A 20,734-nucleotide genomic window follows, 5' to 3' on the forward strand; every position below is an offset into this window, starting at 1 on the left:
CTCCGCGGTCCGCGCCCGGACCGGCACCACGAGCCCGACGCACCGGGGGCCCGGGCCCGGGAGCGACCGTCCACCACGGGCCCCCGCCGGGGGCCCGTCCGACCTTGGGATACTCCACACATGCCCCGCGTGCTCCTCATAGAAGACGACCCCTCCGTCCGCGAGGGCGTCGAGCTGGGCCTGCGCCGCCGCGGGCACGACGTGCGCACCGCCCCCACCGGCGAGGCGGGTCTCGCCGCGCTCGGCGAGTTCCGGCCGGACCTGCTGCTCCTCGACCTGATGCTGCCCGGCATGAACGGCGTCCAGGTCTGCCGCCGGGTCCGCGAGGGCAGCCAGCTGCCGATCATCATGCTCACCGCCCGGGGGGACGACTTCGACGTGGTCGTCGGCCTGGAGGCCGGCGCCGACGACTACATCGTCAAACCCGCCCGCACGGAGGTCATCGAGGCCCGGATACGGGCCGTGCTGCGCCGCATCGAGGAGCCCGGCGCCGGCCGGTCCGCCGTCGAGTTCCACGGGGAGCTCGCGATCGACCGGGCGGGCCTGACCGTCGCCAAGGCGGGCGAGCGCGTCGCGCTGGCCCCCTCCGAGCTGAAGCTGCTGCTGCACCTCACGGCCGCCCCCGAACAGGTCTTCAGCCGGCAGCAGCTCCTCGAACACGTCTGGGAGCACAGCTACCACGGGGACGCCCGGCTGGTGGACGCCTGTGTCCGCCGCCTGCGGAACAAGATCGAGGACGTCCCGGGCGAGCCCCGGTACATCCAGACCCTGCGGGGCTTCGGCTACCGCTTCGGCCCGCTGTGAGGGCCTGCGTGGGCCCGGAGCCGGACACGGAGACAGGCATGGGCACGGACACGGCCCCGGGCACGGAGACGGGCATGGGCACGGACACGGCCCCGGGCACCCGGCGGGCCCGCCGCGGGGCCCGGGCCCCGCGGCTGCGCCCCTTCGGCCTGCGCACCCGCCTCGTCCTCGCCTTCCTCCTCGTCGCGGCCGTCGGCTGCGGCACCACCGCCGCGCTCACCTACCGCGCCGCCCGCAACGCCATCCTGGAACAGACCCAGGACACCGCCGTCTCCGCCTTCCGCGACCAGGTCGACCCGCTCGTCGTCAACCTGCCCGTCGACCCCGTCTCCCTGAGGGACACGGTCCTGTCCATCGCCCGCCAGGGCAAGCCCCGCCCCTGGCGGGTCTACGCCGAGTACGGCACGATCCGCGTCTCCTCGACCGACCGCCCGACCTCCTCCGTCATCACGCCCGAGCTGCGGGCCCGCGCCCAGGCCCGGTCGGCCACCCCGCACGGCAGCTTCCAGCGGGTCGTGAAGAACGGCACCCCGTACCTGACCATGGCGATCCCCGCCGTGTTCCTGACCCACAAGGACGCGACGACGGGCCGGCCGACGGGCCTGGTCTTCTACGCCGTGATGGAGCTCGACGAGGAGGAGGCGAACATCGAGGCCATGGTGACCGCCGCCCGCGACGGCGCCCTCCCGGCGCTGGCCGTGGCCCTGATCCCCGCGCTCATCGCCTCCCGCGGCGTGCTCCGCCCCGTAAGGGAACTGCGGCACGCGGCCCACAGCATGGGCCGGGGCCGGCTCGACACCCGCATCCACGCGAAGGGCAGCGACGAACTCGCCGACCTCGCCCGCACGTTCAACGAGTCCGCGGCCGAGCTGGAACGTTCCGTCGCGGAACTGCGCAACGCCGAGGCCCGCGCCCGCCGCTTCGCCTCCGACGTCTCGCACGAACTGCGCACCCCGCTCGCCGGCATGCTCGCGGTCACCGAGGTCCTCGACGAGGACGCCGCCGGCCTCGACAGCGACACCGCCCGGGCCGTGCGGCTGATCAGCGCCGAGACCGGGAAGCTCGCCGTGCTCGTCGAGGACCTGATGGAGATCTCCCGCTTCGACGCGCGCGCCGCCGAGCTCCACACCGACGAGGTCGACGCCGCCGACTGCGTCCGCAAGACCCTCCAGCACCGCCACTGGACCGATCCGACGCAGGTCGTCCCGTACCTCGAGGAGGGGATCAGGGCGCGGCTCGACCCGCGCCGCTTCGACGTCGTCGTCGCCAACCTCGTCGGCAACGCGCTGCGGCACGGGGCCGCGCCGGTGACGGTCAGGACGTACGCGGAGGGGGACGTGCTGGTGACGGAGGTCGCCGACCGGGGGCCGGGCATCCACCCGGACGTCCTGCCGCACGTCTTCGACCGCTTCTACAAGGCGGACCAGGCCAGGACCCGCTCGGCGGGCAGCGGCCTCGGCCTCGCGATCACCCTGGAGAACGTCCGGCTGCACGGCGGCACCGTCCACGCCGCCAACGGCCCGGCGGGCGGGGCGGTCTTCACCGTACGGATGCCGCTGTGAGGCGCCGGACGACCCTGCGGCACCGGAGGGCCACGCCCCGCCGGGCGGCCGCCGCGGCCCTGCTCGGCACGGTCGCGCTCGCCGCCTGCGGCATCCAGGAGAGCGACGTCGTCGAGGCGGGCGGCCCCGCGACCGTCGCCGTCCAGCCGGCGCCCGAGTTCCGCATGGTGCTCTACTTCCTCGGGCCGGACGGCCGGCCGGCCCCGGTGGCCCGTGAGCTCGGGTCGCCGGTCCCCGACCCGAACTCCGGCTCGGGCGGCTTCCCGTGGGCCGAGGACCGGAAGGCCCGGGGGACGGGCTCGGAGTGGGCGCAGGACACGCGCGGCGCCCGGGTCGCCACGGACAAGGCGCTGGCCGCGCTCGTCGCCGGCCCGGCCGACGCGGACACCGCGGCGGGCCTGACCACGGGCCTCCCCCCGTCGAAGTACGCGCCGCGCGCCGAGGAGACCGGGTCCCTGACCCCGGAGGGCCGCCGGGTCGTCCGGCTCCGGTCGCCGTTCCCCGTCAGGGGCCTGTCGGGGGCGGCCGTCCAGCAGTTGGTGTGCACGGCCGCGTACGCCGAGGACACCGGGGGCATGGTCGCCGTGAGCCTGGTGGGCGTCGACGGCACGCTCCCGACGGCCCGCTGCGAGACCTGAGGGGCTCCCGTCAGCGCCCGCGCAGGTCCGCGAGCACCGCGTCCGTGAACGACGGCCACACCTCGACCGCCCACGGCCCGAAGGGCCGGTCGGTGAGGGCCACGCACGCGGCCCCCGTGGTGCTCCCGCCCGCCCGCCCGGCGTCCGGGTCGATCCACAGGAAGGTGCCGGCCTGCCCGAAGTGCCCGAAGGTGCGCGGCGAGGAGGTCGCGCCCGTCCAGTGCGGGGACTTGCCGTCGCGGATCTCGAAGCCGAGTCCCCAGTCGTTCGGCTTCTGGTGCCCGTAGCCGGGCAGGATGCCGGTCAGACCGGGGTACGCGACGGTCATCGCGTCCAGGACGGTCCGGGCGTCGAGCAGCCGCGGCGCCTGCACCTCGGCGGCGAACCGCACCAGGTCGTCCACGGTGGACACGCCGTCCTTCGCGGGCGAGCCCTCCAGGGTCGTCGAGACCATGCCGAGGGGCTCCAGGACCGCCTGGTGCAGGTACTCGGAGAAGGGGATGTCGGTGGCCTTGGCGACGTGGTCGCCGAGCGCCTCGAAGCCGGTGTTGGAGTAGATCCGGCGGGTGCCCGGCGCGGCCATGACCCGGTTCTCGTCGAAGGCGAGTCCCGAGGTGTGGGCGAGGAGGTGGCGGACGGTCGAGCCCTCGGGCCCGGCCGGCTCGTCGAGGTCGATCGCCCCCTCCTCGTACGCGACGAGGACGGCGTACGCCGCGAGCGGCTTGGTGACGGAGGCGAGCGGGAAGCGCTGCCCGGTGGGGCCGTGGGACCCGGCCAGGGTGCCGTCCGCGCGGACGACGGCGGCGGCCGCGGTGGGGACGGGCCAGTTCTCGATCGACGCCAGGCTCGGCAGGCTGCTGTGCATGGGGCCGAGCCTACTTGCTTCGAGTGCACTCCAACGTTTTAGCGTGGAGTCCATGAGCGTGACCGAGAGCATCGCGAGCACGACCGGGCTGACGGGGAAGGCCCGTTACACCATCAGCGAGGTGGCCGCCCTGACCGGCCTCACCGCGCACACCCTGCGCTGGTACGAGCGGATCGGGCTGCTGCCGCGGGTCGACCGTTCGCACACGGGACAGCGCCGCTTCACGGAGCAGGACCTCGGCTGGCTGACCTTCGTCGGCAAGCTGCGGCTGACCGGGATGCCGGTCGCCGACATGGTCAGGTACGCCGAGCTGATGCGCGCGGGCGACCACACCCGGGACGCGCGGCGGGAGCTCCTGGAGGCCACCCGGCGCGACGTCCTCACCCGGATCACCGAGCTCCAGGACACGCTCGCCGTGCTCGACATCAAGATCGGCCACTACGGGACCGCAAGCGGAGGAACACCTTCATGACCAGCGTGACCAAGATCGACACCGTACGTCTCGGCGGTCAGGACGGACCGGAGATCGGCGTCCAGGGCTTCGGTGCCATGGGCATCAGCGAGTTCTACGGCGACACCGACGAGGCCGCCGCCCGCGACACCCTCGACGCGGCCCTGGAGGCCGGCGTCACCCTGATCGACACCGCCGACGCCTACGGCAGCGGCGCGAACGAGGAGTTCCTCGCGCCCTTCCTCGCCGCCCACCGCGACGAGGTCACCCTCGCCACCAAGTTCGCCCTGGAGCGCCGCGCCGACGACCCGGCGTACCGGGGCGTCCGCAACGACCCCGCGTACATCAGGAAGGCCGTCGAGGGCAGCCTGCGCCGCCTCGGCATCGAGGCCATCGACCTCTACTACATGCACCGCCGCGACCCGCGGGTCCCCCTCGCCGAGTCCGTCGGCGCGATGGCCGAACTCGTCCAGGAGGGCAAGGTCCGCTTCCTGGGCCTGAGCGAGGTCACCGGGCCCGAGCTGCGCGAGGCCCACGCCGTGCACCCGATCGCGGCCCTCCAGTCGGAGTGGTCGCTCTTCTCCCGGGACGTGGAGCGCAGCGCCGTCGGCGCCGCCGCCGAACTCGGCGTGACCCTCGTGCCGTACTCGCCGCTCGGCCGCGGCTTCCTGACCGGCTCCTTCGCCGACGCCGGCAAGGAGCTGTCGGACGGCGACTTCCGCCGGAACCAGCCCCGCTTCACCGGGGAGAACGCCGAGCGGAACGCGGACCTCCTCGACCCGGTCCGCAAGATCGCCGCCACCCACGGCGCGACCCCGGCCCAGATCGCCCTCGCCTGGGTCCAGCAGCGCGCGGCCGTGCACGGCCTCACCGTCGTCCCCATCCCCGGCACCCGCAAGCGCTCCCGCCTCCTGGAGAACGCGGCCGCCACCCGCATCACCCTCACCGCCGCCGAACTCGCCGAACTGGAGCCGATCGCCGGCCGGGTGGCGGGCGACCGCTACCCGGACATGAGCCACACCGCGGCGGCCCGCGAGGCGTAGCACCCGCGCGCTCGCGCGAGCCCCGGGGCGAAGGCCACTCGCGCCAGCCCCGGGGCGAAGGCCGCTCACGCCAGCCCCAGGGCGAAGACCGCGAAGCCCGCCGCGAGGAACCCCGCCAGGGTGCGGCGGGCCGGACCGGTCTTCGTCCACGGGGCCTCGAAGACGCGCGCGTACCGGCCGATCAGGACCAGCAGGCCGGCGAAGACCGGCATCCAGGCCAGCCGGGCGAGGATCCAGCCCACCGAGTCCGGCGCGCCCACCAGACCCGCGACCTCGCCGGCGTACGAGGCGGGGATCGCGGCGGTGAGCATCGCCGTCTGGTGCCAGCACAGGATCGTCATCGCGGACAGGTTGACCACGACGACCGGGGCCCACAGCGCGGGCCGCCCCAGGAGCGCGCCGAGCCGGTCCCGGAGCAGGACCGCCGCGCCGCTCTGCGCGGCGGCGAGGGCGAGGACGAGCAGCGACGGCGGATGCGAGTTGGTGCGGGCCTCGCCGGGCACGCCGACCATCGACGCCGGGTAGCCGAAGACCAGCAGCAGGACGGCGAAGAGCGCGGCGCCGCCGAGCAGCAGCCCCCACGCGTGGCGGCGGGTGACCCGGCCCTCGCCCCAGGAGACGCCGAGCTGATAGGCGAAGAGCCAGCCGGGCAGGACGTTCAGGAGGCTCAGCCAGGACGGCACGGCGTCGGCGTACGGCCCGTACCGCAGGAAGTCGACGACGGCGACCGAACCGAGCAGCGGCGCCGCGGCCCGGACCCCGAGGCGGCGGGCGGCCCGCACGCACAGCGGGGTCAGCGCGGTGACCACCGTGTACACCCCGACGAACCAGAGCGGTTGGATCACCAGCGTGGACGCCGTCCGCAGCGTGTCCACGGGCACCCCGAGGCCGAAGTGCAGCACCGGCAGCAGCGCCGCCCACACGGCGGTGACCCCGAGCACCGGGCGGCCCAGCCGGGCGAGCCGACCACCGAGCCACGCGCGCGTGGAGCCCTTCCGCCGCCGGTACGACAGCACCGACGCGTACCCGCCGACGAGGAAGAAGATCCCCAGCATCTGCAGGACCCAGCTGACGGGCGCCAGACCGGAGAAGGTGCCCAGCGGGCTCGCGTTGTGGATCGCGCCGTCGGCGGAGAGCGTGAAGCCGCCGAGCAGCCAGTGCCCGGTCGGCACGGCCAGCAGGGCGAGGGCGCGCAGGCCGTCGATCGCCCGGTCGCGGTGGGCGGGCGTGGCGGACTCGATCCTCCGGACCAGGGCCTTCATCGGACGTCCCCCTCGGCGATCGCGGCGAACGTGCGGAGGGAGGCGGTGCCGGGGGCGAAGTAGCCGCCGTGCCCGATGGCGTCCCCGGCCGGGACCGGGCGCGCCCCGAAGGACGGGTCGGCGGGGTCGGCGCCGTGCCCGAGATCCGCGAACTCGACGTTCGGGACCCGGTCGATCCAGTCGGTGGGATCCTTCGCCGCCCAGACGCGGGCGGAGGTGCCGAGCTCGGAGACGTTCTCGGCGCGCATCCCGGGAGAGCCGAAGACCACCAGGTCCTTGGCCTTCAGCCCGTGCGCGGCGAGACCGCAGACCACGGAGCCGTAGCTGTGGCAGAACACGGTCGGCTCGGCCGCCCCGACGGCGGCGAGCCCCTCCGTGAACCGGGTCAGCCGCTCGGCCCCGGCCTCGGCGAGCCGGCCGGTGGCCGCGTCCAGGCCGACGCCGACGGGCGTGGTGTACCCGGCCCAGGCGACGACCGCCGTACGGCCGCCGGTCGCCCGGCGCAGGGCGGTCGCCATGTCCGCGAGGGGCCGTACGCGGTCCGCGTCGACGTCGGAGCCGGGCACGATCACGGCCACGTGCGCGGCCCGCGCCAGGTCCCCGTAGACCAGGGCCACCTGCCCCCGGCCGCGCGGATCGTGGGCCAGGACCCGCGCCCCGCCGAACTCCCCGTGCACGGAAAGGGCGTTGGCCTCGTACCGCAGCTCCAGGGGTGCCCCGTCGAGGTTCCCGACGACCGTCGGGTGCGTGCGGGCCAGCTCCCGCCGTCGTACGGGACTCAGCCCGGCGAAGAACCGCGCGACCTCGGCCGGGCCCATCCGCTCCGGGTCCGGCAGCCCCGCGGCCCGCCACTCCGCGGTCCCGGCCGGGGCCCCGGTCACGGCCTCCTGGCTGTTCCCGGACGCCCAGCCGGCCGTCCCGGCGATCACGCCGGTCACCGCCGCGGCGGTGATCAGGGTCCTCGTGAAGCGGCGCATCGGCCCGCCCTCCCTCGCTCTCGTCGTTGACGAGAGGAAGGTAGGAAGACGGCGGGTGACGCCACGTCACACCGGGGAGCCAACTCCCTCCTGCTACCCGGGTAGGGGAGGGAGGAGCGGCCAACACCCTGCGCGGGGTGGGGTTCTCCCCCGGGTGCTAGCGGGACTCCCCGGGCGTGACCAGGCCCGACTCGTACGCGAAGACCACCGCCTGCGCCCGGTCGCGCAGGTCCAGCTTGGCGAGGACCCGGCCGATGTGGGTCTTCACCGTCTGCTCGGCGAGGACCAGGCCGTCCGCGATCTCCTGGTTGGACAGGCCCCGGGCGATCAGCTCCAGGACCTCCGTCTCGCGCGGCGTGAGCCCGTTCAGACGCAACGCCGTGGTGTCCCGGCGGGGCGCCGGGCGCGAGGCCGCGAAGTCGGCGATGAGACGGCGGGTCACGGACGGCGCGAGCAGCGCCTCGCCCGCCGCCACCACCCGTACCGCCGCGATGAGGTCGGCCGGCGGCGCGTCCTTGAGGAGGAAGCCGGACGCGCCCGCGCGCAGCGCCTCGTACACGTAGTCGTCGACGTCGAAGGTGGTCAGCATCAGCACCTTCGGCCGGTGCGTGACCCCGACCGGCGGGTGCAGGATCTCCCGGGCCGCCGCGAGCCCGTCCAGCTCCGGCATCCGCACGTCCATCAGGACCACGTCCGGGTGCGTCGAGCGCGCCGCCTCCACGCCCTGCCGCCCGTCCGGCGCCTCGCCGACCACGTCGATGTCGGGCTGCGCGGCGAGCAGCGCGGCGAAACCGGCCCGCACCATGGCCTGGTCGTCGACGATGATCACGCGGATGGTCACTCGTTGTCCTTCGTGCGCAGGGGGAGTCGGGCCGCGACCCGGAAGCCGCCGTCCGGCAGCGGCCCGGTGTCCAGCGAGCCGCCGGTCAACCGTACGCGCTCCCGCATGCCGACGAGCCCGTGCCCGGTGCCGGGGACGCCCCGTTCGACGGCGGAACCCTCCTCCAGGGACGGCCCGTTGACGACGAGGACCGTCAGCCAGCCGTCGTCCGCCCGCACCGACACCCGGGTCGACGCCCCCGGCGCGTGCCGCACGACGTTGGCCAGGGCCTCCTGCACGATCCGGTACGCGGACAGGTCCACCGCCTGCGGCACCTCCCCGAGGTCGGCGGCGAGCCGCAGCTCGGCCGGCACCCCCGCCCGCACGGTCGCCTCGACGAGCTGCTGGACCCGGTCGAGGCCCGGCTGCGGGGCCCGCTCGCCCTCGCCGCCGTCGCTGCGGAGGACGGAGAGGAGACGGCGCATCTCGGCCAGCGACTCGCGCGCGCTCGCCGCGATCGACGTGAACTCCTCGCGGGCCGCGTCCGGGAGTTCGGGGATGCGGTACGGGGCCGAGTCCGCCTGCACGGTGATCACGGACATGTGGTGGGCGACGACGTCGTGCAGCTCGCGCGCGATCCTGGCCCGCTCCTCCAGGAGCGTGCGGCGGGCCCGTTCGGCCTCGCTGATGGTCTCCTGCTCGGCGAGCCGCCGCTGGGCCTCGCCCCGGGCGCGGAAGGCCGAGGCGAGGAGCAGCAGCACCCCGCTCAGGACGAGCAGCAGGGTGTGGACGCTGGTGTACCCGGCGGGCCGGAAGGCCTCCAGGACGTAACCGGCCACGCCGGTCGCCAGCCACACCCCGAACAGCGCCCGGCGGGACTCGCGGAGCCCGAGCGCGAGCATCAGGGCGCAGTAGCCGACGACCAGCGGCGGGGTCCACGGCCAGTACTCCGCGCGCGTGCCGTCCGCACCGAGCAGCACGAGCGCGCCGAGCACGTCGGCGGCGAAGACGATCCACCAGGCCTCCAGGGGCCGGGCGACGGCGAGCAGCAGCGGCAGCGTCTGGGCGGTGCCGACGGCGCCGGCGAGGGCGCCGTTGACGCCGTAGTCGTTGATGAGCAGCAGGATCGTGGAGGGGAGGAGCGAGGCGACGAACGCGAGGGCGACGACGTACGGCAGCAGCCGTGCCCAGCGACCGGGTGCGTCCGCGAGGAGCGGGGTGCCCGGCGAGGCGGGGGTGGTGAGTGCGGCTCCCAGCCCCTGGAGCACCTCGCGCGTCCGGGCGATCGCCCACCGGCCACCGGGGCGACGGACGACGGACGGGGGAGCGGTGGGCGGCCGGGGCCGCGATTCGGTATCCATGACGCCTCCAGCGTAGGGAGCACCCCCGACACGGGGCGTCATACCGGGGACCGGGGTCAACCCTGATACCGGGGTATGAGAAGACATTCCCGCCCCGCCGCGGGCCGCGCCCGCCGGGCCCCGTCGTGGGCACGACGGAACGGCGCCCCTTTCCGGGCCCGGGCTCCCGTTGCCTTGACCCGCACGCGAGGTGCATCGCGCAAGGTGGTGCGGGGTCGGGCGCGGAACACGGAGGCAGCGCTAGGGGGAGGCACCGCCCCGTGTGCCCACGCGCCCCGCCCCGCAGGACGACCGCCCGCACCGCGGGAAGCGACAGCCGGCCCCCAGCCCCCTCAAAGCTCCGCCAGGAGCTCCGCCTTCTTCGCCGAGAACTCCGCGTCCGTCACCAGCCCCGCCTGATGCAGCTCCCCCAAGTGGCGAATCCTTTCAGCCACCACTCCCGGATCCTGCTGCCCCGAGGTCCGCCCCCCGGCCGGGACCGCGACGGGCACGGGTGCGCGGTCCTTGTCCCGGATCGCGGCGAGGACCGCCGCCGCGAAGGTCAGGGACTCGTACACCGGCCCGTAGCGGCCGAAGACGACGCACGCCGGGTCCTGGTCGGGCTGGACGTCCCGGGACCCGCCGTCCCGCGGCACGAGCCGCAGGTACCCGTCGACGCCGTCCGGCGAACGCCATTCGACCCCGCAGAGGTCCCGTACCGAGAAGACCTGGTCTCCGGCCTTCCACTTCTCCGAGGACGCCCCCGTCCAGGACCAGCGGAAGGCGACCTCCGAGGCCCCGTCGAAGCTGGCCTTCCCGTCGTACGCCTTGAAGGACTGCGGCCCCGACGGCGCCGCCACCAGGAACCGGTCGGCGGGCGCGACGCCCTCCGCCTCTCCGTGGCCGGGCGCGAGGCCCTCCCCCTCCCCGTCGCCCGGCGCGTACGCCTCGTACCCGACGGCCCCCGCGGCCCCCGGGCGCGACGCGAGGAGCGCCCGCAGCTCGTCCCGGTAGTGCTCGGCGAGCGCCTCGCGTTCCGCCGGGAGCACCAGGCGGTACGGATCGCTGCCCTCCTTGAGCTGCCCCGCGGCCGCCTCCATCAGCGGATCGGCGCCCGGCCTCGGCACGGCGTGGAGCACGACGGAGCCCCGCTTGCCGGGCATGAGCGTCACCGACGCCAGCGCCTCCAGCGGTATGCGTCTCTCGCGCAGCGCGCCGAAGAGCTTCGGCGTGCGGATCCCCCGTTCGAAGCGGATGACGAGGGCGTCGCTCTCCAGCTCCCAGGTGGCATGAATTCCGGCCAGCACATCACCCATGCGCCTCATCGTAAGCGGCGCGTGCCTTTGCGTCGCCCCTGTGAAAGGTCCCGAAATTGCGTGATCTACGCGCGTCAGAGCCCTTCCGTGCCGGATATTCCGTCGTGGCAAGCGCTGTCGGCACGTGCACAGACCAGATCCGGGTACGCGCCGACGCCTATCGCGGCGAAGTTGCCGAGGCTCTGCGTCCCCGGCTCGAAATAGCCGCTGTGACCGAGCGCCCCGCGCGCGGAGAGCAGCCTCGCGCCGAACTCCGGCGCGACCGGGTCCGCGCCGTGTCCGAGGCCTCCCACCTCCAGGTGCGGCACGTCCGCGATCCAGTCGTCGGCGTCCCGCATGGCCCACACGCGCGCGTGGCTGTCGAGGTCGGCGGCCCGCTCGACCCGCATCCCGGGACTTCCGGCCACGGCCACGTCGGTCACCCGGGGGGACAGCCGGGGCGCGGCGACCCCGCAGAGCACGGAGCCGTAGCTGTGGCAGAAGAGCGCCACGCGCGCGTCCCGGGGCAGGGACTCGGTGAGACCGACCAGGCGCACGGCTCCCTCCTCGGCCAGGCGGCCGGTCACCGCGTCGACGCCGATCCCGACGGGCGCGGTGTAGTCGGCCCAGGCGATGACCGCCACGCGCGCGCGTGGCGAGGTCCGCCGCTCGGCCGCGTAGAGGGCCTCGGCCATTCCGGCGGGGGCGCCGTACCGGCCGTGGGTCTTCTGGAAGGTGAGCAGGTTGGTGTCGACGCCGGGCACGATCACCGAGACGCGCCGGGCCCGTTCCAGGTCCCCGAGGACCTCGGCGGCCCGCCCCGCACCGGTCGGGTCGAAGGCGAGGACCTGGCGGCCGGGCCGCATCAGTGAGGCGAAGCGGTCGACGCGACGCCGGGCCTCGTGCCGGCCCTCGGGGGAGAGCCTGGTGTCGTCGACCCTGCTCCGCTCGGCGGCGTACGCGCGCGCGAGGGTGATCCGGTTGGCGCGGTAGCGCAGGGCGACCGGGGCGCCGTTGAGGTTGCCGACGACGAGCGGGTGCAGGGCGGCGAGCCGGGCGCCGCGTGCCGGGCCGAGTCCCGCGAAGAAGGCGGCGACGGTACGGGCCGGGGCGCCCGGGTCGGGCAGCGGGCGGTGGTCGATCCGGTCCCGCGCCCAGGCGGTGAGCGCGGCCTCGCGGGACGGCCACGGCACGGGCCGGTGCCGGATCGTGGTCCACCCGGTGGTCGCGAGGAGCACGAAGACGACGGCGAGTGCGAGGAGCGCGCGCGTGGCGACGAGGGCGGGCGAGGCATCGGAGGTCACGGGCCGCCACCCTACGGGGCGCGACACCTGCCTCTTCACGGGGCGGTCGCCGTACGGGAAGGCCGACGGCCTGCGCCGACAGCTCCTGAACGGGAAGGCCGACGGCCTGCGCCGACAGCCCCTGGACGGGAAGCCGACGGCCTGCGCGGCAACCCCCTCCGTACGGGAGGCCGGCCTGCCCGCGCAGGCAGCTCCTGGACGGGAGGCCGACGGCCTACGCGGCCGCCCCCGGCCCCTCCCCTCCCCGGTCCCGCCAGTGCGAGACGAGCGCCGGACCGAGGTGGTCGAGGTACTCCTCGGTGAGCGCGCGGATGGCCTCCAGGCTCCCGTCCGTGCCCCGGCCCCACATCTGCCCGGTCACCCGCATCACCCCGCTGAACGCCGCCACCACGATCCGGGGGCGCGGGTCCTCGTCGACGTCGAGGCCCTCGCGCGCGGCGATGGTCCGGGCGAGGGTCTCCTCCATCTCGGTGGAGCGGCGCAGGTGGACGGCGAGCAGCGCGGGCGTCGACTCGATCATCCGGTACGCGCGCACGTACAGCTCGACGGGGACGACTTCGGCGATCGCCTCGCCGATGGTGTCCCAGGCGCACAGGACGGCGTTGCGCATCGCGTCGAGGGGGGCCTCGTCCGGGGGACGCTGCCCGAGGGCGTCCACGAAACGCTCCTCCACCATCTGCTGGACGGCGAAGGCGACCTCCTCCTTGGAGGAGAAGTACCGGAAGAAGGTGCGCTGGGAGACCTCCACGGCGTCGACGATCTCGTCGACGGTGGTCCGCTCGTACCCGTGCCGGGTGAAGAGCTCCAGGGCGACCTGGATCAGCGCGTCGCGCGTGCGCTGCTTCTTCCGCTCGCGCAGTCCGAGCACGGTCACGTCGGGGTCCTCGTCTCAGGCATTTCGTCCTGCTCAGCGTACCTGTGAGCTACGTGACAGTTACCGACGCGTGAATCGCTTTGTCAATTGTCAGTGACTGTCACTAGCCTCGTTCGTATGACTAGTCAGACCACCGTGGAAAAGGCCCCGCAGGGTCAGGGGGACGCCCGGGAACCCGCTCCGGTCCCGGCGAAGGGACTGCGCGGCCACCCGTGGTTGACGCTCTTCAGCGTTGCCGTCGGAGTGATGATGGTCGCGCTCGACGGCACGATCGTCGCCATCGCCAACCCGGCCATCAAGGAGGACCTCGGCGCCACCCTCGCCCAGGTCCAGTGGATCACCAACGGGTACCTGCTCGCGCTCGCCGTCGCCCTGATCACCGCCGGCAAGCTCGGTGACCGCTTCGGTCACCGCCAGACCTTCCTCATCGGCATCGCCGGCTTCGCCGCCGCCTCCGGCGCGATCGGCCTGTCGCACTCCATCGGGGCCGTGATCGCCTTCCGCGTCCTGCAGGGCCTCTTCGGCGCCCTGCTGATGCCGGCCGCGCTGGGCCTGCTGCGCGCCACCTTCCCCGCCGAGAAGCTGAACATGGCCATCGGCATCTGGGGCATGGTCATCGGCGCCTCCACGGCGGGCGGCCCGATCCTCGGCGGCTTCCTCGTGGAGCACGTCAACTGGCAGTCCGTCTTCTTCGTCAACGTGCCGGTCGGCGTGCTCGCGCTGGTGCTCGGCCTGGTCATCCTCAAGGACCACCGCGCCGAGAACGCGCCGCGCTCCTTCGACCTCCTGGGCGTCCTGCTGCTCTCCGGGGCCATGGCCTCCCTCATCTGGGGCATCATCAAGGCCGGTGAGTCCTGGGGCTGGACGAGCGCCGGCACCTGGGGCTGCCTGCTCGGCGCGCTGGTCCTGTTCGCGGTCTTCGCCTTCTGGGAGACGAAGGTCGAGGAGCCGCTGATCCCGCTGGCCATGTTCCGCTCCGTGCCGCTCTCGGCCGGTGTGGTGCTGATGGTCCTGATGGCCTTCGCCTTCATGGGCGGCCTCTTCTTCGTGACCTTCTACCTCCAGGGCGTGAAGGGGCTCGGCCCGGTCGACGCCGGTCTGCGCCTGCTGCCGCTGACCGCGATGATGATCGTCTCCTCGCCGCTGGCCGGCGCGCTGATCACCAAGTTCGGGCCGCGCGTGCCGCTCGTCGGCGGCATGGTCTGCACGGCCGTCGCGATGTTCGGCATGATCTCGCTCACCGCCGGCACCGACACCCTCGCCATGTCCCTCTGGTTCGCCCTGCTCGGCCTGGGTCTCGCCCCGGTCATGGTCGGCGCGACCGAGGTCATCGTGGGCAACGCGCCGCTGGAGCTCTCCGGCGTGGCCGGCGGTCTGCAGCAGGCCGCCATGCAGGTCGGCGGCGCCCTCGGTACGGCGGTGCTCGGTGCCGTCATGTCCTCCAAGGTCTCCGACTCCTTCGCGGGGAACTGGAAGGAGGCCGGCATCCCGATCCCGGCCGATCCGCGGCTCGAGCAGGCCGCCGAGTTCGGCATGGCCCCGCCGGAGCTGGCCCAGGCGCCGGGGATGACCCCCGGACTCCTCCGGCAGATCACCGGCGTCATCCACGACACCTTCCTCGACGGCATGGGCCTGGCCTTCACCGTCGCCGGTGGCGTCGCCGTCGCCGCGGCCCTGGTGGCCACGCTCACCAAGCGCGGTGAGAACGCGGAGGCGAGCGGCATGGGCGGTCACATCTGACGCTCGCCCGTCGGCCCGTCGGCCCGTCAGGGTTCCCGTAAGGGGCCGTCACCCGTTCGCGTGAACGGGGGCGGCCCCTCTTCCATCGCCGGGAGACCTCCGCCATCCTCATGATTACAGAGAGTGACGAAGCGGGGGTTCATCAGCATGTATACGAAGACCGTTCTCACCGGCGCGGCCGTCTCGGCCCTCCTCCTGGCCGCCCTCACGGCGGCACCGGCGGCCCCAGCCGCGCCGATGGCCTCGCCCGCACCGGCGGCCGCACCGACCCGTGCCGCGCCGACCCGCGTCGCGCCGTCCGCGACCGTGCTCGGGGCCTGCGGGCCCGGCCGGCTCTGCCTCTGGCCGAAGCCCGACTTCAAGGGCAGGCCGTGGACGCACGAGCTGGCCACGACCGACATCGACAGCTGCGTCGCCCTGCCGCCGGGCACCTCGGTCCAGTCCCTCGCGAACCGCACGGGCCGGCCGGTCACCACGTACCAGTCGGCGGAGTGCGGGGAGACGGGGGAGTTCGAGACGTATCCGGGGAGGGGGACCTGGGTGCCGCAGACGGCCTACGAGGTCAGAGCGTTCAAGCTCTGGGAGCGGTAGGCGAGGGGACGTCGTGCGGCTCGCTCGGCCCCTGCGGTTCCGGCGCCCCCGGTGGGCCCGGCGCCCCCGGTGGGCCCGGCGTCCCCGGCGGGCCCGCGAGCCGGGCCACCTCGGCGCGGAGCTCCCGGACCTCCAGGGTGAGCGCCTCCAGGAGCTCGGTCTGCCGGCGCTCCACCGCGTCGTCCCGGTCGAAGCGGGAGATGAACCAGGCGGCGATGTTGGCCGTGACCACACCGAGCAGGGCGATGCCCGAGAGCATCAGGCCCACGGCGAGGACCCGGCCGAGACCCGTGGTCGGGGCGTGGTCGCCGTAGCCGACCGTGGTCATCGTGGTGAACGACCACCACACCGCGTCCCCGAGCGTCTTGATGTTGCCGTTCGGGGCGTCCCGCTCCACGTGCAGCACGGCCAGCGAGCCGAACATCATCAGCCCGACCACCGCGCCCGCCACGTACGTGGTGAGCGTTATCTGCGGGGCCATCCGGGCCCGCCGGCCCACGAGGAGGAGCGTGGAGACGACCCGCAGCAGCCGCAGCGGCTGCACCATCGGCAGTATCACCGCCAGCAGGTCCAGCGGATGGCCGCGCACGAAGCGCCACCGGTCAGGGGCGAGCCCGAGACGGACGAGGTAGTCGAGCGCGAAGGCGCCCCAGACGGTCCACTCGACGTGGGTGCACAGCCGGTGCACCCACGGCTCGGCGCCGGGAGCCACGATCGGCACCGCGTAGGCGATGCCGAACGCGACGGCGAGCACCAGGAGAGGCGTCTGGGTGCGCTCTTCCCAGCGAAGCTTCATGACGGGCATGACCGGCATCGTAGGGAATGGCGAAGGGCGGCGGGACCACGTCCCACCGCCCTCACCAGCCGAAACGGGCCGGCCGACCGCCGTCAGGCGTCGCCGCCCGCCGGGCCCGGGTCGGCCGCCGCGACGTCGAGCAGCTGGTAGCGGTCCACGGCCTGCTTCAGGGCCGAGCGCTCCACCTTGCCCTCGCGGGCGAGCTCGGTCAGCACGGCGAGCACGATCGACTGCGCGTCGATGTGGAAGTAGCGGCGGGCCGCACCGCGCGTGTCCGCGAAGCCGAAGCCGTCCGCGCCCAGCGAGGTGTACGGACCGGGCACCCAGCGGGAGATCTGGTCCGGCACCGACCGCATCCAGTCCGAGACCGCGACGAACGGGCCCTCGGCGCCCTGGAGCTTGCGCGTCACGTACGGGACGCGCTGCTCCTCGTCCGGGTGGAGCAGGTTGTGCTCCTCGACGGCCACGGCCTCGCGGCGCAGCTCGGTCCAGGAGGTCGCGGACCAGACGTCGGCCTTGACGTTCCACTCCTCGGCGAGGATCCGCTGCGCCTCGATCGCCCACGGCACGGCGACGCCCGAGGCCATGATCTGCGCCGGGATCGTGCCGGCCTCGGCGGCCTTGAAACGGTGGACGCCCTGGAGGATGCCCTCCACGTCCACGCCCTCGGGCTCGGCCGGGTGCTGGATCGGCTCGTTGTAGACGGTCAGGTAGTAGAAGACGTCCTCGGCCTCGGGGCCGTACATCCGTCGCAGACCGTCCTTGACGATGTGCGCGATCTCGAAGCCGAACGCCGGGTCGTAGGCGATGCAGGCCGGGTTGGTCGAGGCGAGGAGGTGCGAGTGGCCGTCCGCGTGCTGGAGGCCCTCGCCGGTCAGCGTGGTCCGGCCGGCGGTGGCGCCGAGCACGAAGCCGCGCGCCAGCTGGTCGGCCATCTGCCAGAACTGGTCGCCGGTCCGCTGGAAGCCGAACATCGAGTAGAAGACGTACACCGGGATCAGCGGTTCGCCGTGCGTGGCGTACGCCGAACCGGCGGCGATCAGCGAGGCCGTGCAGCCGGCCTCGGAGATGCCGTCGTGCAGCATCTGGCCGGACGGCGACTCCTTGTAGGCGAGGAGGAGTTCGCGGTCCACCGCCTCGTACTGCTGGCCCAGCGGGTTGTAGATCTTGGCGCTCGGGAAGAACGCGTCCATGCCGAAGGTGCGGTACTCGTCGGGGGCGATCAGCACGAAGCGCTTGCCGATCTCCTTGTCCCGCATGAGGTCCTTCAGGATGCGGACGAAGGCCATCGTGGTGGCGATCGACTGCTGCCCGGAGCCCTTCCTGGCCGCCGCGTAGGTCTTGTCGTCGGGGAGGGCCAGGGGCTTCGCCCGCACGACCCGGGTCGGGACGTACCCGCCCAGCGCCTTGCGGCGGTCGTGCATGTACTGGATCTCCTCGGAGTCCGGGCCCGGGTGGTAGTACGGCGGCAGGCCGTCCTCCAACTGCCGGTCGGTCACCGGGATGTGCAGCCGGTCGCGGAAGCGCTTGAGGTCGTCGACCGTCAGCTTCTTCATCTGGTGGGTCGCGTTGCGGCCCTCGAAGTTCGGGCCCAGCGTCCAGCCCTTGACGGTCTGCGCGAGGATCACGGTCGGCTGGCCCGCGTGGGCCTTCGCCGCCGCGTAGGCCGCGTAGATCTTCTTGTGGTCGTGACCGCCGCGGCCCAGGTGCAGGACCTGCTGGTCCGACATGCCCTCGACCATGGCCCGCAGCCGGTGGTCGCCGCCGAAGAAGTGCTCCCGGATGTAGCCGCCGGTCTCCGTGGCGTACGTCTGGAACTGGCCGTCGGGGGTGGTGTTCAGCTTGTTGACCAGGATGCCGTCGCGGTCCTGGGCGAGCAGCGGGTCCCAGGAGCGGTCCCAGATCAGTTTGATGACGTTCCAGCCGTTGCCCCGGAAGATCGACTCCAGCTCCTGGATGATCTTTCCGTTGCCGCGGACCGGGCCGTCGAGCCGCTGGAGGTTGCAGTTGACGACGAAGGTGAGGTTGTCCAGGCCCTCGCGGGCGGCGATGGACAGCTGGCCGAGCGACTCGACCTCGTCCATCTCGCCGTCGCCGAGGAACGCCCAGACGTGCGACCTGGAGGTGTCGGCGATGCCGCGCGCCTCCATGTACCGGTTCATCCGCGCCTGGTAGATCGCGCCGAGCGGGCCGAGGCCCATCGACACCGTCGGGAACTCCCAGAAGTCCGGCATCAGCCGCGGGTGGGGGTACGACGAAAGGCCGTGGGGAAACTTCGACTTCTCCTGGCGGAAGCCGTCGAGCTGGGCCTCGTCCAGCCGGTCCAGGAGGTACGCGCGGGCGTAGATGCCGGGGGAGGCGTGCCCCTGGAAGAAGATCTGGTCGCCGCCGTCGCCCTCGTCCTTGCCGCGGAAGAAGTGGTTGAAGCCGACGTCGTACAGGGAGGCGGAGGAGGCGAAGGTGGCGATGTGGCCGCCGACGCCGATGCCCGGGCGCTGGGCGCGCGAGACCATCACGGCCGCGTTCCACCGGGTGGCGTTGAGGACCTTGCGCTCGATCTCCTCGTTGCCGGGGAAGAACGGCTCGTCCCTGGTGGCGATGGTGTTGACGTAGTCCGTGCTGCGCATCTCGGGCACGGCCACGCGCTTCTCGCGGGCCCGCTCGATCAGGCGGAGCATGAGGTAGCGGGCCCGCTCACGGCCCCGCTCGTCGACGGCCGCGTCGAGGGAGTCGAGCCATTCCTGGGTCTCTTCCGGGTCGAAATCCGGGACCTGGCTGGGAAGGCCGCCAATGATGATCGGGGTGCGATCGGATCCGGGAGCCACGCTCTTCCTTCGCTGTTCGGTGGTGCCCACGGGGCCACGGGCTGGTCGGGAGATGTCCATCGTGTACCCCCGCGGCGCCGGACGTCACATTTACCGAGGGGTAACCCCCGGGGGGTGCCTCGCCTGCCCTTCGGAAGTCCGGGTGCGGTCAAATCGCAACCTTACGCCCAACCCGCGCATGCGTTTCGTCCGGGCGTTCGGCAGACTGAAACCTCAGAAGTCGGCAAACCAGTACGAAGCATGTGCACCTGATCACGGAGGAGGGACGGCGGTGCCGGAAGTTGCGGCGAGACGGCCCCAAACGTCACCGTTTCGGCGGTCTCGGCGGCCGGGTACTTGCGCGATCCGCCCCGGCACGTGTGGACTACGGCCAGCGCCGCGCGCATACGCGCGGCCCACAGGATTTTCCGAATGAGCAGGAGGCAAGCCGTGAGCGCGACCGCGGACCACGCGGAGGAGCGGACCAACCCGGCAGCGAGGCTGGGGTTCGAGCCCGGACAGGTGGTCCAGGAGATCGGCTACGACGACGACGTCGACCAGGATCTCCGTGAAGGCATCGAGTCCGTCATCGGAGCCGACCTCGTGGACGAGGACTACGACGACGTCGCCGACGTCGTCGTGCTGTGGTTCCGGGACGAGGACGGCGATCTCACCGACGCCTTGGTGGACGCCATCGGTCTTCTGGAGGACGGTGGCAACATCTGGCTGCTGACCCCGAAGACCGGCCGTGACGGTTACATCGAGCCGTCCGACATCCAGGATGCCGCGCAGACAGCGGGTCTCTCCCAGACCAAGAGCATCAGCGTCGCCAAGGACTGGACGGGCACCCGCCTGGCCGCCCCCAAGCGCTGATCACCACGCTGCGAGAAGCCCCCGCCGGTCCGCCGGCGGGGGCTTTCGTGCGCAGGCCGTAGGGTGGGGTTCACCGGTACGGCCCAAGGCCCGGGCCCCGTCGAAAGGGACGCGTACGCGATGGCGATCGAGGTCGGCACCAAGGCCCCTGAGTTCGAGCTCAAGGACAACCACGGCCGGACCGTGCGGCTCTCCGACTTCCGCGGCGAGAAGAACGTGGTGCTGCTCTTCTACCCCTTCGCCTTCACCGGCGTCTGCACCGGCGAACTGCGCGAGCTCCGCGACAACCTTCCGGTGTTCGTCAACGACGACACCGAGCTCCTCGCCGTCTCCAACGACTCCATCCACACCCTGCGCGTCTTCGGCGACCAGGAGGGGCTGGAATTCCCGCTGCTCTCCGACTTCTGGCCGCACGGCGCGGCCTCCCGTGCCTACGGCGTCCTCGACGAGGAGAAGGGCTGCGCGGTCCGCGGCACCTTCGTCATCGACAAGGAGGGCGTCGTCCGCTGGACCGTCGTGAACGCCCTGTCGGACGCCCGTGACCTGCGCGACTACGTCGAGGCCCTCGAAGCGCTCTGAGCGCCCCGGGGCCGACACCCACGGATTCACCGGGCGAATCGACTGTTTCGACCGGGAACCCGTCACTAGGATCCAGACGTTGATCCGATGCCAACGCACGACTGGGGGCGCTGCCC

At 73.2% G+C, this 20,734-nt stretch carries 19 protein-coding genes; 9 read left to right on the top strand and 10 right to left on the bottom strand.

The annotated features are described in order from the left end of the window. Positions 1 to 120: 120 nt before the first annotated feature. Genes ACZ66Z_RS22855 through ACZ66Z_RS22865 form a run of 3 tightly spaced genes read left to right on the top strand, consistent with a single transcriptional unit; the run spans position 121 to position 3,004 of the window. Positions 121 to 804, top strand: a complete 684-nt coding sequence (locus ACZ66Z_RS22855; protein WP_469936708.1) for a response regulator — start codon at positions 121 to 123, stop codon at positions 802 to 804. 38 nt (positions 805 to 842) lie between these two features. Further along, positions 843 to 2,366: a sensor histidine kinase gene (locus tag ACZ66Z_RS22860; protein WP_469936710.1), complete on the top strand. Its 1,524-nt coding sequence runs from the start codon at positions 843 to 845 to the stop codon at positions 2,364 to 2,366. Beyond that, on the top strand, positions 2,363 to 3,004 hold the full coding sequence (locus tag ACZ66Z_RS22865) for a hypothetical protein (RefSeq protein ID WP_469936712.1): 642 nt from the start codon (positions 2,363 to 2,365) through the stop codon (positions 3,002 to 3,004). Before ACZ66Z_RS22860 ends, ACZ66Z_RS22865 begins: the two co-directional genes overlap by 4 nt. A 10-nt stretch (positions 3,005 to 3,014) precedes the next feature. Here the strand turns inward: ACZ66Z_RS22865 and ACZ66Z_RS22870 are convergent, their stop codons facing one another. After that, a complete protein-coding gene (locus ACZ66Z_RS22870; RefSeq protein ID WP_469936714.1) occupies positions 3,015 to 3,869 on the bottom strand; it encodes a serine hydrolase domain-containing protein in 855 nt (284 codons plus the stop codon). Between the two features lie 52 nt (positions 3,870 to 3,921). Here ACZ66Z_RS22870 and ACZ66Z_RS22875 point away from each other — a divergent pair, with 52 nt between their 5' ends. Beyond that, positions 3,922 to 4,341, top strand: a complete 420-nt coding sequence (locus tag ACZ66Z_RS22875; protein ID WP_469936716.1) for a MerR family transcriptional regulator — start codon at positions 3,922 to 3,924, stop codon at positions 4,339 to 4,341. Further along, entirely contained in the window at positions 4,338 to 5,363 is a 1,026-nt protein-coding gene (locus ACZ66Z_RS22880; RefSeq protein WP_469936718.1) for an aldo/keto reductase, read from the top strand. Before ACZ66Z_RS22875 ends, ACZ66Z_RS22880 begins: the two co-directional genes overlap by 4 nt. A 65-nt stretch (positions 5,364 to 5,428) precedes the next feature. On the opposite strand, the gene ACZ66Z_RS22885 is transcribed toward ACZ66Z_RS22880, so the two are convergent. The 7 genes from ACZ66Z_RS22885 to ACZ66Z_RS22915 form a co-directional block, all read right to left on the bottom strand. Continuing rightward, positions 5,429 to 6,625 carry an acyltransferase family protein gene (locus ACZ66Z_RS22885; protein ID WP_469936720.1) on the bottom strand — a complete coding sequence of 399 codons (1,197 nt, stop codon included), beginning with the start codon at positions 6,623 to 6,625 and terminating at the stop codon, positions 5,429 to 5,431. Then, positions 6,622 to 7,602: an alpha/beta hydrolase gene (locus ACZ66Z_RS22890; protein ID WP_469936722.1), complete on the bottom strand. Its 981-nt coding sequence runs from the start codon at positions 7,600 to 7,602 to the stop codon at positions 6,622 to 6,624. Before ACZ66Z_RS22890 ends, ACZ66Z_RS22885 begins: the two co-directional genes overlap by 4 nt. Before the next feature lie 157 nt (positions 7,603 to 7,759). Next, entirely contained in the window at positions 7,760 to 8,443 is a 684-nt protein-coding gene (locus tag ACZ66Z_RS22895; protein WP_469936724.1) for a response regulator, read from the bottom strand. Continuing rightward, the gene (locus ACZ66Z_RS22900; RefSeq protein WP_469936726.1) at positions 8,440 to 9,783 is read right to left on the bottom strand and encodes a sensor histidine kinase; all 1,344 of its coding nucleotides are present in this window, start codon (positions 9,781 to 9,783) and stop codon (positions 8,440 to 8,442) included. Before ACZ66Z_RS22900 ends, ACZ66Z_RS22895 begins: the two co-directional genes overlap by 4 nt. Positions 9,784 to 10,115: 332 nt before the next feature. Continuing rightward, entirely contained in the window at positions 10,116 to 11,078 is a 963-nt protein-coding gene (locus ACZ66Z_RS22905; RefSeq protein WP_469936728.1) for a DUF4429 domain-containing protein, read from the bottom strand. 74 nt (positions 11,079 to 11,152) lie between these two features. Next, a complete protein-coding gene (locus tag ACZ66Z_RS22910) occupies positions 11,153 to 12,361 on the bottom strand; it encodes an alpha/beta hydrolase (protein ID WP_469936730.1) in 1,209 nt (402 codons plus the stop codon). A 214-nt stretch (positions 12,362 to 12,575) separates the two neighbouring features. Beyond that, positions 12,576 to 13,235, bottom strand: a complete 660-nt coding sequence (locus tag ACZ66Z_RS22915) for a TetR/AcrR family transcriptional regulator (RefSeq protein WP_469936732.1) — start codon at positions 13,233 to 13,235, stop codon at positions 12,576 to 12,578. Between the two features lie 117 nt (positions 13,236 to 13,352). On the opposite strand from ACZ66Z_RS22915, the gene ACZ66Z_RS22920 reads away from it, so the two are divergent. Further along, entirely contained in the window at positions 13,353 to 14,975 is a 1,623-nt protein-coding gene (locus tag ACZ66Z_RS22920; RefSeq protein ID WP_469936734.1) for an MFS transporter, read from the top strand. Between the two features lie 147 nt (positions 14,976 to 15,122). After that, a complete protein-coding gene (locus ACZ66Z_RS22925; protein ID WP_469936736.1) occupies positions 15,123 to 15,566 on the top strand; it encodes a peptidase inhibitor family I36 protein in 444 nt (147 codons plus the stop codon). On the opposite strand, the gene ACZ66Z_RS22930 is transcribed toward ACZ66Z_RS22925, so the two are convergent. Both ACZ66Z_RS22930 and aceE read right to left on the bottom strand, forming a co-directional pair. Beyond that, entirely contained in the window at positions 15,547 to 16,371 is an 825-nt protein-coding gene (locus ACZ66Z_RS22930) for a potassium channel family protein (RefSeq protein ID WP_469936738.1), read from the bottom strand. The genes ACZ66Z_RS22925 and ACZ66Z_RS22930 overlap by 20 nt on opposite strands. Before the next feature lie 83 nt (positions 16,372 to 16,454). Then, complete coding sequence (gene aceE, locus ACZ66Z_RS22935; RefSeq protein ID WP_469936740.1) at positions 16,455 to 19,187, bottom strand: pyruvate dehydrogenase (acetyl-transferring), homodimeric type; 2,733 nt, start codon at positions 19,185 to 19,187, stop codon at positions 16,455 to 16,457. A gap of 429 nt (positions 19,188 to 19,616) precedes the next feature. On the opposite strand from aceE, the gene ACZ66Z_RS22940 reads away from it, so the two are divergent. After that, positions 19,617 to 20,039: a DUF3052 domain-containing protein gene (locus ACZ66Z_RS22940; protein WP_225799709.1), complete on the top strand. Its 423-nt coding sequence runs from the start codon at positions 19,617 to 19,619 to the stop codon at positions 20,037 to 20,039. Between the two features lie 120 nt (positions 20,040 to 20,159). Next, positions 20,160 to 20,618, top strand: coding sequence for a peroxiredoxin (locus ACZ66Z_RS22945; RefSeq protein WP_469936743.1), 459 nt, complete (start codon positions 20,160 to 20,162; stop codon positions 20,616 to 20,618). The last annotated feature ends 116 nt before the right edge of the window (positions 20,619 to 20,734 follow it).

It is taken from the genome of Streptomyces sp. NPDC107498, assembly GCF_055582805.1.